The organism is Cellulomonas oligotrophica (genome assembly GCF_013409875.1).
In the GTDB taxonomy this organism is placed as follows: domain Bacteria; phylum Actinomycetota; class Actinomycetes; order Actinomycetales; family Cellulomonadaceae; genus Cellulomonas; species Cellulomonas oligotrophica.
In genome coordinates this window covers 1788976-1802172 of sequence record NZ_JACCBK010000001.1, presented here as the reverse complement: position 1 = coordinate 1802172, position 13197 = coordinate 1788976, and the positions used below count along the sequence as shown (strand labels likewise).

Genomic DNA, 13197 nt, shown 5'->3' with positions numbered 1-13197 from the left:
GCCCCTTTCCCCAGCATGGGGACAGTATCTGTGGACAAGTGGCGCGTGGTCCCCAGGCGGGGGACGCCTCGCGCACAGCCTGGGGACGGCCTGTCGTGCGTCGGGGTCCCGCCCGTCGGTCTCGGCCCGTCGACCTCCGGCACCTCCCGCACGGCATCCTGGGTGCATGGCGACGGACCTGAGGATCGAGATCGTCCAGGGCGACCTCACCCGTGAGGCCACCGACGTCGTGGTCAACGCGGCCAACAGCGGGCTGCTCGGCGGCGGGGGCGTCGACGGCGCCCTGCACGCCGCCGCCGGTCCGGGGCTCCTGGCCGCGTGCCGGGAGCTGCGCCGCACCGTGCTCCCCGACGGGCTGGCCGTCGGGCAGGCGGTGGCCACACCCGGGTTCGACCTGCCCGCGCGGTGGGTGGTGCACACGGTCGGGCCGGACCGGCACCGGGGGCAGACCGACCCGGCGCTGCTCGCGTCGTGCTTCACGTCCAGCCTCGACGTCGCCGCCGGGCTCGGCGCCCGGAGCATCGCCTTCCCGGCGGTGAGCGCGGGCGTCTACGGGTGGGCGGCCGACGAGGTGGCGCGCGTCGCGCTCGACGCGGTCACGGCCTGGGCGCAGGCCCGGGGCGCGACGTCCGTGGACGTCGTGCGGTTCGTCCTGCTCTCGCCCCCGGTCCTCGCGGCGTTCACGGCCGCCCGCACGACGCCCTGACGCGACGCGCGAGCCGCGACGCCCAGGCCGGGACGGGCGAGCCAGGACACGCGGACGGGCAGGGCCGGGCGCACCGGCGAGGCCGGGGGCACCGGCCCCGCCGGTCGTCAGACGTCGTGGGTCGTGAGACGCCGTCGGGCGTCAGGCCGCGTCGAGGTGGACGAGCTCCTCGGGGGACAGCAGCAGGTCGGCCGCGCGGACGGAGTCCTGGACCGACGCCGGGCGGGACGCGCCCGGGATGGGGACGACGACGTCGGCCTGCGCGAGCTCCCACGCCAGCGCGACCTGCTGCGGGCTGACCCCGTGGGCCTGCGCGACGGCGGCGAACGGTGCGAACCGCGAGCCCAGGTCGCCCGCGCGGGAGATCCCGCCCAGGGGGCTCCACGGCAGGAACGCGACCCCCAGCTCGGCGCACAGGTCGAGCTCGGGCTGCGACGAGCGGAACGCGGGGGAGTACTGGTTCTGCACGGACGCGAGCCGCCCGCCCAGCACCTCCTGCGCGAGGCGGATCTGGTCGGGGTCCGCGTTGGAGATCCCCGCCAGCCGGATCGTGCCGGCGTCGAGCAGCTCGGCGAGCACGCCGACGGAGTCCGCGTAGGGCACGGCCGGGTCGGGGCGGTGGAGCTGGTAGAGGCCGATCGCCTCGACACCGAGCCGGCGCGCCGACGCCTGCGCCGCCGCGCGCAGGTGCTCGGGCCGGCCGTCGATCGTCCAGGAGCCGTCGCCGGGCCGCAGGTGCCCGCCCTTCGTGGCGACCAGGACCGACGACGCGTCGCCGCCCCAGGTGCGCAGGGCGCCGGCGACGAGCTCCTCGTTGTGGCCGACCTCGTCGGCGTGCAGGTGGTAGGCGTCGGCGGTGTCGATCAGGGTGACGCCGGCGTCGAGCGCGGCGTGGATGGTGGCGACCGAGCGCTCGGCGTCGGGGCGGCCCTCGATGGACATGGGCATCCCGCCGAGGCCGATCGCGCTCACGGGGTGGTCGGCGACGAAGCGTGTGTGCATGCTCCCCATCCGACACCCCGGCCCGGGCGGGCGCACCTCGGGTCCACCCGCCGTCCCGTGCTGCGCGGGCCTCAGGGCGCCCGCGGCCCTGGGGCTCAGCGCTCGGGGCGCAGGGTTCAGCGGCGCAGGGCGCGGAGCACCCGGTCGACGTCGTCCGTGTCGTTCCACACGTGGAAGGCCATCCGCACACCGCCGCCGCGGGTGGCGGCGCGCACGCCCGCTGCGGCGAGGGCCGCGCCGACGGTGCCGTCCGGGTCGGGCAGCGCGACGAACGCCGTGCCCGTGCGGGGCAGGTCCAGGCCGTCGCACAGCAGGTCGGTCAGGCCGACGTCGTGGGCGCGCACCAGCTCCGGGTCGGTGGCCGCGAACGCCTCGAGCGCGGGCACCGCGCCGGCCCAGCACAGCCAGGCGGGGGAGACGTCCAGCCGTCGCGTCGTGGTCGCCAGGTGCATGGCGGGCCCGTAGGTCGAGGCCCAGCGCTCCTCGCCGGCGTACCAGCCGGCCTGCCCGGGGCGGACCCGCTCGAGCGCGGCGGGCGTCGCGGTGAGGAAGCCGACGCCGCGCGGGGCGGCCAGCCACTTGTACGCCGAGCTCACCGTCAGGTCGAAGGTGCCGGCGTCGACGGGCAGCCACCCGGCCTGGGTCAGGTCGGCGAGCGTCGTCGCGCCCACCTGCGCCGCCGCGGCGCGCACGGCCTCCGCGTCGGCGACGCGTCCGTCGACGGACTGCACGAGGGAGAACGCCACGAGGTCGCAGCCGTCGGCGACCGCGTCGGCCAGGGCGTCGAGCGGCACGTGCCGGACCTGCACGCCGCGGTCCTGCTGGGTCATGAACGGCCAGGTCACGGACGTGAAGTCGCCCTCGACGGCCACCACGCGGGCCCCGTCGGGCAGCGACGCGGCGATCTGGCCGACCATCGCGGACGTCTGCGCACCGACGGCCACGAGCGCGGGGTCGACGCCGACGAGGCGGGCGTACGCGGCGCGCGACGCCTCGACGGCCTCGTCGTAGCGGGTGGTCGACGCGCCGCCGGCCGCCCACGCGTCGAGCTCGGTGCGCAGCACGTCGAGCGTGCCGCGGGCCGGCAGCCCGCAGGTCGCGGCGTCGAGGTAGCCGGGCACGGGCACGAACTGCGCCCGCAGCACGTCGAGCGGGGCCGTGGTGGGGCGGTCGGTCGTGGCGGCGGTCGTCATGCAGCGATCGTCCTGCCGGCCCGGTCATCCGGCAACGGCCACTTCGGCACCGGTGGCATCACCCGGCGTTATGGTCGGAGGGTGACCGGACACGCCCACGTGCCGGCGGTGACGACCGACCAGGTCCCCGTCGGCGAGCCGCTCGACGTCGGTGCGCTGCGCCTGCTGCAGGCCGTCGGCGAGCACGGCACCCTCACGGCCGCGGCCGCCGCGCTCGGCATCAGCCAGCCCGCCGCCAGCCAGCACGTGCGCCGGCTCGAGCGCCGCCTGGGCACGGCCCTGCTCGACCGCGGCGGTCGGCGCGTGCGGCTGACCGAGGCGGGGCGGGTCCTGGCCCGGCACGGGGTGACCGTCAGCGCCGCCCTGCACGCCGCGCACGCGGAGGTCGCGGCGCTCACCGGGCTGCGTGCGGGCGTCGTGCGGCTCGTCGGCTTCCCGTCCGCCGCGGCCACGCTCGTGCCGCCCGCCCTCGCCCAGCTGCGCGCCGCGCACCCCGGGCTGACCGTCGCCCTCCAGGAGGCCGAGCCGCCCGCCTCGCTCGACCTGCTGCGCGCGGGCGCCGCCGACGTCGTCCTCGGCTTCACGTACGACGGCGCCGGTGCCGCCGACCTCGCGGGTCTGCACGTCGAGCCCCTGCTGGTCGACACCACGCACGTGGCGCTGCCCGCGGACCACCCCGCCGCCGCGCCGACCGGTCCCGACGTCGCCGACCCGGACCTCGCCGACCTGGACCTCGCCGACCTGGCAGACGCCGACTGGATCGCCGGCTGCCCGCGCTGCCGCGGCCATCTCGTCGACGCGAGCCGCGCCCGCGGCTTCGAGCCTCGGGTCGTGCACGCCACCGACGACTACCCGGCGGTGCTCGGCCTGGTCGCCGCCGGTCTCGGCGTCGCGGTGCTGCCCGGGCTCGTCGCCCCGGCCGCCCGCCGCACCGACGGCGTGGTGCTGCGGCGCGCCGCGGGCACCCGCGACCGCCGCGTCTGGGCCGCCACCACCCCGGACCTCGCGCGCGTGCCCTCCGTCGCGGCGACGACGGACGCGCTGCACCGGGCCGCCGCCGCCCTCGGCACGGTCTAGGGGCGGACCAGCGCGTCCAGGTCGATCCGCAGGGCCGACGCGACGGTGCGGACCACGCCGTTCGCCGTGTTGGCGGGGGCGACGTACCGGGCCAGCGCCCGGACCTGCGGGTGCGCGTTGTCCATGGCGAACGACCAGTGCGCCGCACCGAGCATGCCGACGTCGTTGAGGTAGTCGCCGAACGCCATCGTCTGCTCCGGGCCCACGCCCAGCGCCGCCTGCACGGCCCGCAGCGCCGTGCCCTTGTCGGCGGTCGGGCTCATGACGTCGACCCAGTGCTCGCCGGAGACGAGCACGCGCGCGGCGTCCCCGAGGTCCGCCAGGCGCGTCGCGGCACCCGCCTCGGCGCCGCCGAAGTCGTACACCGCGACCTTGAGGACGGTGTCGTCCACCGCGAGCAGGTCGTCGACGACCTCGAGCCGCGCGTAGTACGGCGTGCACTGCTCGAGGAACGCGGCGTCGGCGCGCTCCACGTACGCCGACGCGATCCCGCACAGCACGGTGCCGACGTCCAGGTCCGACGCGTCCCGCACGCGCTGCACGGCGGCGTGCGCCGTGGCCGTCGCCAGGCCGTCGACCGCGAGCGCCTGGCCGTCGCGCACCACGTACGAGCCGTTCTCCGCGACGTACACCAGGTCGTCGCGGCCGAGCTCGCGGCGCAGCGTCGCGTACTGCCGCCCCGACGCCGGCACGACCGCCACACCCCGGCGCAGCAGCTCCTCGAGCAACGGCCAGAACGTGGGGTGCACGCGCTTGTCGTCGTCGAGCAGCGAGCCGTCCATGTCGAGCGCCAGCAGCGCGAGGTCGGGGACGACGTCGAGCACGGGCGGCTCGAGGACCGGGGCGGGCGCGGGGGTCATCCCACGAGTGTCGCACCGGGTGCGGGTGCGGCCGGACGCGCGTGCACCGCGAGCTCGGCGGCCTTGACCGTGAACCACGCGTCCGTGCCGGGGGTGAGGGCGAGCGCCGCGACGGCCCGGGGTGTCAGGTCCGCGGCGAGCACCACCCCGCCCGCGGCCGTCCCGCGCACCCGCACGAGGGCGCCCGACGGCTCGAGGTCCGTGAGGCGCACGGGCACGACGTTGCGGGGGCTGCCGGTGGGGCGGACGGTGTGCACCGCCACGGCCCGGGGCTCGACCACCGCCGCGGCCGGCTCACCCACCGTGAGCGGCTCGGTCGACGTGCCGACGAGCACCAGCCCGGCGCCGGCGTCGACGGTGACCTCGTGCTCCTCGCCCGCCGCACCGCCCGCCGCACCGCCCGCCGCGCCGCCTCGCGCGGGGCCGTCCGCGGAGGCCACGACGGTCCCCGTGACCAGGTGCACGCCCGCGAGCCGCGCCGCGAACGCCGAGCGGGGCCTGGCCAGCACCTCGGCCACCGGGCCGTCCTCGACGACGCGGCCGTCGGCGAGGACCACGACCCGGTCGGCCAGCACCAGCACGTCCAGCAGGTCGTGCGTGACCAGCAGCGTCGTGCGCGGCTCCTGGCGTGCGAGCCCCAGCAGCAGGGTGCGCGCGTGCGCCGCGACACCGACGTCCAGCGCTGCGAACGGCTCGTCGAGCAGCAGCAGCCGCGGCTCGGTCGCCAGGGCCCGGGCGAGCGAGACCCGCTGCGCCTGGCCGCCGGACAGCGCGTGCCCCCGCCGCCCCGCCAGGTGCCCGGCGCCGACCCGGGCCAGCGCGACGGTCGCGCGCTCGCGGGAGAGCCGGCGGCCCGCGCCGCGCGAGCGGGGGCCGAACGCGACGTCATCGAGCACGTCGAGGTGCTCGAGCAGCAGGGGACGCTGACCGACCCAGCCGACGTGCCGGTCGCGCGGCGGGGCCCGCGTGACGTCGACGCCGTCGACGCGGACCTCGCCCTCGCCGGGCACGAGGCCCGCGACGGCGGCCAGCAGGGTCGACTTGCCGGCGCCGTTCTCGCCGAGCACCGCCACGACCTGGCCCGGCGCCACGTCGAGCGTCACGTCGAGCCCGCGGTCCGGCACCCGGACGGCGATCCGCAGCGCAGCAGCCGGGCGGACGGCTCCCGCGGGGCTCACCGGCACGGGCGCGGCGGCCGCGCCCGGACCCCCGTCGGGGGCGGTCCTGCCCGCGCCGGCCCCCGCGGCCTGCCCCGCCCTGTCGTCCGGTCCGCCGTGGCGCCCGGGGCCCCGCCCGGCGGACGTCGGGGCGCCCGTCGCGTGGACGCCGACGGTGACGGCGAGCGCGACGACGACGAGCAGCACCGCGAGCGCGACGGCAGCGTCGGGGTCGGCGCTGCGCTGGAGGTAGATCTCCAGCGGCAGGGTCTGCGTGACCCCGGGCAGCGCGCCGGCGAACGTGATCGTCGCCCCGAACTCCCCGAGCGCGCGGGCGAACGCCAGGACGGCGCCCGACGCGAGCCCGGGCAGCACGCGCGGCAGCGTGACCCGGCGCAGCACCGTGGTGGGCCCGGCACCGAGGGTGGCGGCGACGTCCTCGACGCGGTCGTCGAGGGTGCGCAGCGCGCCCTCGAGGCCGAGCACGAGGAACGGCAGGGCCACGAAGGTCTGCGCGACCACGACCGCGACGGTGGTGAACGGCACCTGCACGCCGAGCAGCTCCAGCGGGGTGCCGAGCAGCCCGCGGCGGCCGAAGGTGTGCAGCAGCGCGAGGCCGCCGACGACCGGCGGCAGCACGAGGGGCAGCAGCACGAGCGCGCGCACGACGCGCTGCCCGGGGAACCGGGTGCGGGCCAGCACGAGCGCGAGGGGTGCGCCGAGCACGACGCACGCGACCGTCGCGACGACGGCGGTGCCCAGCGACAGCCCGAGCGCGTCGAGCGCGGCGGGCGAGGTGACGAGGGCGAGCGCGCCGGCCGGGTCGGTGCGCAGCACGAGCGCGACCACGGGCAGCACGACGAGCAGCGCCCCGAGCGCCGCAGGCAGGAGCACCCAGCGGGGCAGCGTGCGAATCACGCACCCCGGCCGGGGATCGTCACGGGGTGCCGAACCCGGCGGCCGTGAGCGCGGCGCGCCCGTCGGGGCCGGTGAGCAGGTCGACCCACGCGGCGGCGAGGGTGTCGGTGCCGCGGTCGCGCGCCGACGTCGTCACCGCGACGGGGTACACGTTGACGGCCGCGTCGGTCTCGGGCACGTCGACGACGCGCACGTCGTCGCCCGCCCGCGCGGCGTCGGTGACGTAGACCAGGCCGGCGTCGGCCTCGCCCGCGACGACCTTGGCGAGGACGTCGGTGACGGACTGCTCCTCGCCCACCCGGTGCACGCGTACGCCCGCGGCGTCCTCGACGGCGACGGCGGCGGCCCCGCAGGGCACGGCCGGCGCGCAGACGACGACGGCGACGTCCTTGCGGGCGAGGTCGGCGAAGGACCCGACGCCCGCGGGGTCGTCGGGCGGGGTCACGACGGTGAGGGTGTTGGTGGCGAACGGCACGGGGTCCGCGGCGTCGCCGGCGTCGACGACGCGCGCGAGGCTGGTCTCGTCGGCGAGGGCGACGACGTCCGCGGGGGCACCGGCCAGCACCTGGTCGGCGAGGTCGGCGGAGCCGGCGGACGACAGGACGACGTCCACGCCCGGGTGGGCCTGCTCGTACGTCGCGGCCAGGTCGGTGAACACGTCGCGCAGCGACGCGGCGGCGAGCACGACGAGCGTCGTGGCCGGGGCGTCGTCGGTGCCGTGTGCCCCCGCGGCGGTGCACCCGCCCGTCAGGGCGACGGCCAGGACCACGCCGGTGGCGAGGGCACGACCGGGCGGGTGCCCGGTGCGGGCGGGACGGACGACGGGCACGCCACGAGGCTAGGGGCGCGCCTGCGGCACCACAAGGCTCGGACCGCCGCGCGTGCGGGTGATGGGGCTCTACGGGGCCGCGGCTGCGGCCGGGTCCGGCCACCACAGGCGCACGGCCTCGACGACCGCCCCGTCCGCCGGGGCGTGCGTGCCCGGCACGAGCGCGAGCGTCCACGGCCCGCCGAGCGCCGTCAGGTGGTGCGCCAGCTCGGTGGGCGACCCGAACGGGTCGCGCTCCCCGCTGACCGCCAGCACCGGCACCCGCACGTCGGGCAGGTGCGCCGTCCGCAGCTTCTCCGGCTCGCCCGGCGGGTGCAACGGGTACGAGAGCAGCAGCAGCCCCGCCACGTCCAGCCCCTCGGCGACCGCCACCGACGCCATCCGCCCGCCGAACGACCGCCCGCCCACGACCAGCCGCCCCGTCGGCACCCCGAGCTCGGCGGCGAACGCGTCCGCCTCGGCCCGCACCCGCGCGACCGCGGCCTTCCCCCGCGGCAGGTCGACCCGCCGCACCGGCACCTGCCCGACCAGCGCGTCGTCCAGCGCCACGAGGGTGCTGTGGTCGCGGGTCGCGCTCGCCCCCGGCGTCAGCAGCAGCCCCGCGACGTCCGCCGGGGCGGCGTCGGCGCGCACCACCCGCACCCCGGTGCGCGGCTGCGGCACGCTCACCGGTCCACCAGCTCACGCACCAGCGCCGGCAGGCTCGTCTGGATCGGCTCCCGGACCAGCCGCACCGCCACGTCGTCGTACGGCGTGGGCTCGGCGTTGACGATGACGACCTCCGCCCCGTGGTGCGCCGCCAGCGGCACCAGCCCCGCCACCGGGTGCACCTGCAGGGACGTCCCCACGGCGACCATCACGTCGCACGTGGACGCCGCCTCCGCCGCCCGGTCCAGGGCGTCGCGCGGCAGGTCCTGCCCGAACATCACCGTGCTGGTCTTGAGGATGCCCCCGCACCGCTCGCAGTGCGGGTCCGGGTCCTCGACCAGGCGCTCGAGCACCGCCTGGGTCGCCCACACCCCGTCGCACGCCGTGCACACGGTCGTGAACAGGCTGCCGTGCAGCTCCACCACCAGCTCGGACGACGAGCCGGCGGCCTGGTGCAGACCGTCGATGTTCTGCGTCAGCAGCGCCGTCAGCACCCCCGCCTTCTCCAGCTCGACGAGCGCGCGGTGCGCGTCCGACGGGTGCGCGTCCCACATCGGCGAGTGCAGGCGCGCCAGCCACGAGCGGCGCCGCACGTCGGGGTCGGCCATGTACACGGGGTAGTCCAGCAGGTCCTGACGCTCGGGGTGCAGCGTCCACGTGCCCTGCGGCCCACGGAAGTCGGGGATGCCGACGTCGGTCGAGATGCCGGCGCCGGTCAGCACCGTCACGGACGGGGTCATGCGCAGACTCTCGCACGACGCGGCCCGTGGCGAGACCCGTCCGCCGCCGCGGCTAGGGTGCGCACGTGGACGACGGGACGGTCGAGCGGCGCGGACGCGTCGTCATGCAGGTGCGCTGGTCGGACGTCGACCTCTTCGGGCACGTGAACAACGCCGCGTTCCTGCGGTACCTCGACGACGCCCGCTTCACGCAGTTCCCCCGCATGGGCGTCGACGAGAACGGCACGATGACCGCGTCGCTGCTCGTCGTGGCCAAGCACGAGATCGACTACCTCGCCCCGCTGCGGTTCCGCCCCACCCCGTTCGTCGTGGAGGTCTGGGTGCCGCGCCTGGGCAGGTCCTCCGTGGACGTCGCGTACGAGGTCCTCGACGCCGACGCCCCCGGCGCGACCGTGTGCCTGCGCGCCCGCTCCCGCATGGTCCAGCTCGACTCCGCGACGCACACCCCGCGCCCCTTCACCGACGAGGAGCGCGCCACGTTCGCCGCGTACCCCGGCCCGGACCCGCACCTGCGCGGCTGGTGACGCACCGGCGCAACACGCGCCTGCGACCATGTGCGCCGTGACGAACGCACGCCTGCACCTGGTCCTCATGCTCGCCCTGACCTTCACCACCGGGATCATCGACGCCGTCGGGTACCTCGGCCTCGACCGGGTGTTCACCGCGAACATGACGGGCAACGTCGTCATCCTCGGCATGGCGCTCGCGGGCGGCGACGACCTGCCCGTGGCGGGGCCGCTCATCGCCCTGGCCGGCTTCATGCTCGGGGCCGCGATCGGCGGGCGCGTGCTGCGCCGCGCCGCGCCGGGGTGGACGCACCTGTCGACCACGACGTTCGGCGCCACCGGCGTGCTCTCGGTGCTGCTCGGCGTCGCCGCGATGGTCGAGCCTCCGCACGAGGGCGAGGTGTGGGGCTTCGTGGTGACAGCGCTGCTGTCGATCGCGATGGGCCTGCAGGCCGCCGCCGCGCGCCGCATCGCCGTCAAGGACGTCACCACGGTCGTCGTCACCTCGACCCTCACGGGCCTGGCCGCCGACTCCCGCCTCGCGGGCGGCACCGGCGAGAACTGGGCCCGCCGCGCGCTCGCCGTCGTCCTCATCCTCGCCGGCGCGGGCGTCGGCGCCCTCCTGCTCCAGGCGGGCGGCGAGGCCGGCGTCGGCATCGGGATGCTCGTCGCGGGCGTCCTCGCGCTCGTCGTCGCCACGGTCGGCCACTGGCGACGGGAGCCCGTCGCGGTGTGATCGTGGCGGGCCGGCGGGGCCGTCGTCGGGCCGGTCAGCGCACGAGCGCGTCCGCGCGTCGCCGGGCCACGGCCCGGGCGAGCACCGCGGCGCTGGGCTTCGCCGTCCGGCGCCCGGTCACCCGGTCGACCTCGTGCAGCCCGAGCTGGTACCGGTAGCCGAAGATCCACTCGAAGTTGTCCATGAGCGTCCAGTGGAAGTACCCGAGCACCGGGACGCCGTCGCGGACGGCGGCGTCCAGGCTCGCGAGCGCCGGCTCGACCAGGCCGGCGCGCAGCGCGTCGTCCTGGGTCGCGACGCCGTGCTCGGACACGAGCACGGGCACGCCGGTCGCACCGTGCACGTACCGGACCGCGCCGCCGAGCGACTCGGGCACCAGCGGTGTGCCCATCTGGTTGACGGGACCCGAGCCCTCGCCCGCGTGGACGACACCCGTGCGGTCGTGCGCGATCTGCTCGTAGTTCTGCACCCCGACGAAGTCGTCGTCACGGACCAGGTCGAACCACCGCTCGTAGCACTCCGCGCGCTTGCGGTCCCGCAGCGCGGCACCCTCCTCGTCGAGGGCGACGTCGTCGACGACGGCCAGCGACAACCCGACGCGCGCGTGCGGGGCGAGGGCGCGCACCACGTCGCGCGCGGCGCGGTGCCCCAGCGCGGTGCCGTCCTCGACGGCCTCCCGCTCCTCGGGCAGCACGACGTTCGCGGCTCGGAACCGGGGGACGCCGGCCGCAGCCGACGCCGCCTCCAGGGTGCGGCGCTGCAGGTCGACGACGAACGGCGGCAGCCCGCCCCACAGGAGCGTCGCCGCGAGGTTCGGCTCGTTGAGGGTGACGAACGCCGGCACCCGGTCGCCGAGGCGCCCGACGACGCGGGCGCACTGGTCGGCGAAGCTGGCCGGGGCGTCGGTGGCCAGCCACCCGCCCGCCGCGCCGAACCACCGTGGCGACGTGAAGTGGTTGAGGGTCACCACGGGCGTGAGGCCGCGGGCCAGGCACCCGTCGACGAGGGCGTCGTACCGGTCGAGCGCGGCGGGGTCGACGACGCCCTGCTCGGGCTCGACGCGGGCCCACTCGACCGAGAACCGGTACGCGCCCAGCCCCATCGCCGCGACCAGGTCGAGGTCCTGCTCCCACAGCTCCCAGCTGCGGCACGCGGCGCCGCTGGGCTCGACGAACACGGTCGGCTCCACCTGCTCGAGGAACGAGGTGTCGCTCGTGGTGTCGTGACCCTCGATCTGGTGCCCGGCGCCGGCGACGCCCCACCAGAACGTCTCGGGATAGCGGCCGGCGTCAGGGGCGTGGTGCGGGGACGTCATGGTCGTGCCTTCCTGGTCGGGGAGGGGCGGCGGGTCAGCGCACGCCGCGGATGGGCAGCACCGCGGCGGCACCGAGCAGCGCGGCGAGCGCGCCCAGGCCGAAGAGCGCGGCGAAGTTCTGCTCGCCCGGCCCGGCACCGATCGCCAGGACCGCCGGGGCCACCGCCGGGACGATCGACGCGGGGAGCGTGTTGGCGAGGTTCATGATCCCCAGATCCTTGGCGGGGTTCGTGGGGTCGGGCAGCACCTGTGTGACGAGGGCGAAGTCGACGGCCAGGTACACGCCCTGGCCGGCACCCATGACGGCCATCGCGACGAGGAACCCGCCGAACCCGTCGGCACGCGTGACCATCGCCAGACCGGCGGCGAAGACGACCGCGGCGGCCAGCACGAAGGGCTTGCGGCGCCCGATGCGGTCGGACACCCGCGCGGCGACCGGCGCGAGGACCAGCGAGGTGCCGGTGACCACGGCCGTCGCGACGAAGATCTTGCCCGCCACCTCGGCGGGGGCCACGTGCTGGACGATGATCAGGTAGAACGCCTGGTAGGCGTTGACCGCGGAGACGCCGAGGAACAGCAGGATGCGGCTGAGCCACGCCCACGCGAACCCGGGGGCAGTCCGCGGGTCGACCCAGAAGGTGCCGACCAGGTCGCGCAGCACGAACGCTGGTCGCTGCGCGCGGGCCAGCGGGGTGTCCTTCGTGCCGAACGCCAGCGCCAGGCTCCCGACCACGCCGAGCGCGCCGGGCACGAGGATCATCGCCGTCAGGTCGGGGGCCAGGAGCTGGGCGACGAACAGGCCCAGCAGTGCGCCGACGGGGGTGCTCAGCCCGACGATCGACGAGGCCGTGCCCCGCTGCTCCACCGGCACCTGGTCCGGGACCAGCGCGGACGCGGCGACCAGCGACGTCACGTACCCCACGCTGAGCAGCGCGTGCCCGAGGACGAGGACCGGTGTGGTCGCCGCCTGCACCAGCAGCAGGCTGCCCACCCCGAGCGCCACGGCGCCCGCGACGAGGTACGGGCGGCGTCGGCCGAACCGCCCGAGGGTCCGGTCGCTCAGCCGGCCCATCAGCGGGTAGCCGATGATCGTGAAGACCGCGCCGACGCTCGCCGTGACCGACAGGATCGTCGTCGCCGCACCGGCGTCGATCGCCGTCGACTTCAGGGACAGCGTGAGGATCGTGGCCGTCAGGAGCGTGGCGTTGACGGAGAACGTCGCAAGCGCGAGCAGCAGGTGGAACGCGGCCCGGCGCCCGGGGGAGGGCGGGGCGAGGTCGGCCGGCTCGGCCGCGGGGACGGGGCTGAGGTCGTGCATGGTGACTCCTTCGTCAGGGGCACCGGCCCGACGGTGGGCGGGTGCGGCGTCGTTGCCGTGACCCCAGGAGGCTCCACCCGGGACGGGTGTCCGGGCCGCCGTGGTTCCATTGAGCGGGAGAGCGGAGCTCACGATCACCCGGGAGGGTGGTGCTCGATGACGGACGGCGAACCGGCGGCGGTCCCGTCGCCG

The 13197-nt window shown here is 76.9% G+C and carries 13 protein-coding genes; 4 read left to right on the top strand and 9 right to left on the bottom strand.

The genetic code is table 11. The features are described 5' to 3' along the window. Positions 1-166 precede the first annotated feature (166 nt). The gene (locus BKA21_RS07920) at positions 167-706 is read left to right on the top strand and encodes an O-acetyl-ADP-ribose deacetylase (RefSeq protein WP_239072692.1); all 540 of its coding nucleotides are present in this window, start codon (positions 167-169) and stop codon (positions 704-706) included. A gap of 141 nt (positions 707-847) precedes the next feature. Here BKA21_RS07920 and BKA21_RS07915 read toward each other — a convergent pair whose 3' ends face one another. After that, positions 848-1708, bottom strand: coding sequence for an aldo/keto reductase (locus BKA21_RS07915; RefSeq protein WP_140457723.1), 861 nt, complete (start codon positions 1706-1708; stop codon positions 848-850). A 116-nt stretch (positions 1709-1824) separates the two neighbouring features. After that, complete coding sequence (locus BKA21_RS07910; RefSeq protein WP_140457722.1) at positions 1825-2901, bottom strand: aminotransferase class V-fold PLP-dependent enzyme; 1077 nt, start codon at positions 2899-2901, stop codon at positions 1825-1827. 81 nt (positions 2902-2982) lie between these two features. Between BKA21_RS07910 and BKA21_RS07905 the strand changes: the two genes are divergently transcribed. After that, positions 2983-3978, top strand: a complete 996-nt coding sequence (locus BKA21_RS07905) for a LysR family transcriptional regulator (protein WP_239072693.1) — start codon at positions 2983-2985, stop codon at positions 3976-3978. On the opposite strand, the gene BKA21_RS07900 is transcribed toward BKA21_RS07905, so the two are convergent. The 5 genes from BKA21_RS07900 to BKA21_RS07880 all read right to left on the bottom strand — a co-directional run bounded on the left by BKA21_RS07900 (position 3975) and on the right by BKA21_RS07880 (position 9130). Then, on the bottom strand, positions 3975-4838 hold the full coding sequence (locus BKA21_RS07900; protein ID WP_140457721.1) for a Cof-type HAD-IIB family hydrolase: 864 nt from the start codon (positions 4836-4838) through the stop codon (positions 3975-3977). The genes BKA21_RS07905 and BKA21_RS07900 overlap by 4 nt on opposite strands. After that, a complete protein-coding gene (locus BKA21_RS20345) occupies positions 4835-6913 on the bottom strand; it encodes an ABC transporter permease (RefSeq protein ID WP_140457720.1) in 2079 nt (692 codons plus the stop codon). Before BKA21_RS20345 ends, BKA21_RS07900 begins: the two co-directional genes overlap by 4 nt. A 19-nt stretch (positions 6914-6932) precedes the next feature. After that, positions 6933-7742 (bottom strand): molybdate ABC transporter substrate-binding protein, encoded by an 810-nt coding sequence (gene modA, locus BKA21_RS07890; protein ID WP_203793365.1) that lies wholly within the window; start codon positions 7740-7742, stop codon positions 6933-6935. Positions 7743-7811: 69 nt separating this feature from the next. Continuing rightward, positions 7812-8411, bottom strand: coding sequence for an alpha/beta hydrolase family protein (locus BKA21_RS07885; protein WP_425549971.1), 600 nt, complete (start codon positions 8409-8411; stop codon positions 7812-7814). Continuing rightward, the gene (locus tag BKA21_RS07880) at positions 8408-9130 is read right to left on the bottom strand and encodes an SIR2 family NAD-dependent protein deacylase (RefSeq protein WP_140457719.1); all 723 of its coding nucleotides are present in this window, start codon (positions 9128-9130) and stop codon (positions 8408-8410) included. The genes BKA21_RS07885 and BKA21_RS07880 overlap by 4 nt, the downstream gene beginning before the upstream one ends. 65 nt (positions 9131-9195) lie before the next feature. Between BKA21_RS07880 and BKA21_RS07875 the strand changes: the two genes are divergently transcribed. Then, on the top strand, positions 9196-9654 hold the full coding sequence (locus BKA21_RS07875; RefSeq protein WP_239072694.1) for an acyl-CoA thioesterase: 459 nt from the start codon (positions 9196-9198) through the stop codon (positions 9652-9654). A gap of 28 nt (positions 9655-9682) precedes the next feature. Beyond that, complete coding sequence (locus tag BKA21_RS07870; RefSeq protein ID WP_140457718.1) at positions 9683-10372, top strand: YoaK family protein; 690 nt, start codon at positions 9683-9685, stop codon at positions 10370-10372. A gap of 34 nt (positions 10373-10406) precedes the next feature. On the opposite strand, the gene BKA21_RS07865 is transcribed toward BKA21_RS07870, so the two are convergent. Beyond that, a complete protein-coding gene (locus tag BKA21_RS07865) occupies positions 10407-11687 on the bottom strand; it encodes a family 1 glycosylhydrolase (RefSeq protein WP_140457717.1) in 1281 nt (426 codons plus the stop codon). A gap of 34 nt (positions 11688-11721) precedes the next feature. Further along, positions 11722-13005: an MFS transporter gene (locus tag BKA21_RS07860; RefSeq protein WP_140457716.1), complete on the bottom strand. Its 1284-nt coding sequence runs from the start codon at positions 13003-13005 to the stop codon at positions 11722-11724. Positions 13006-13197: the final 192 nt, after the last annotated feature.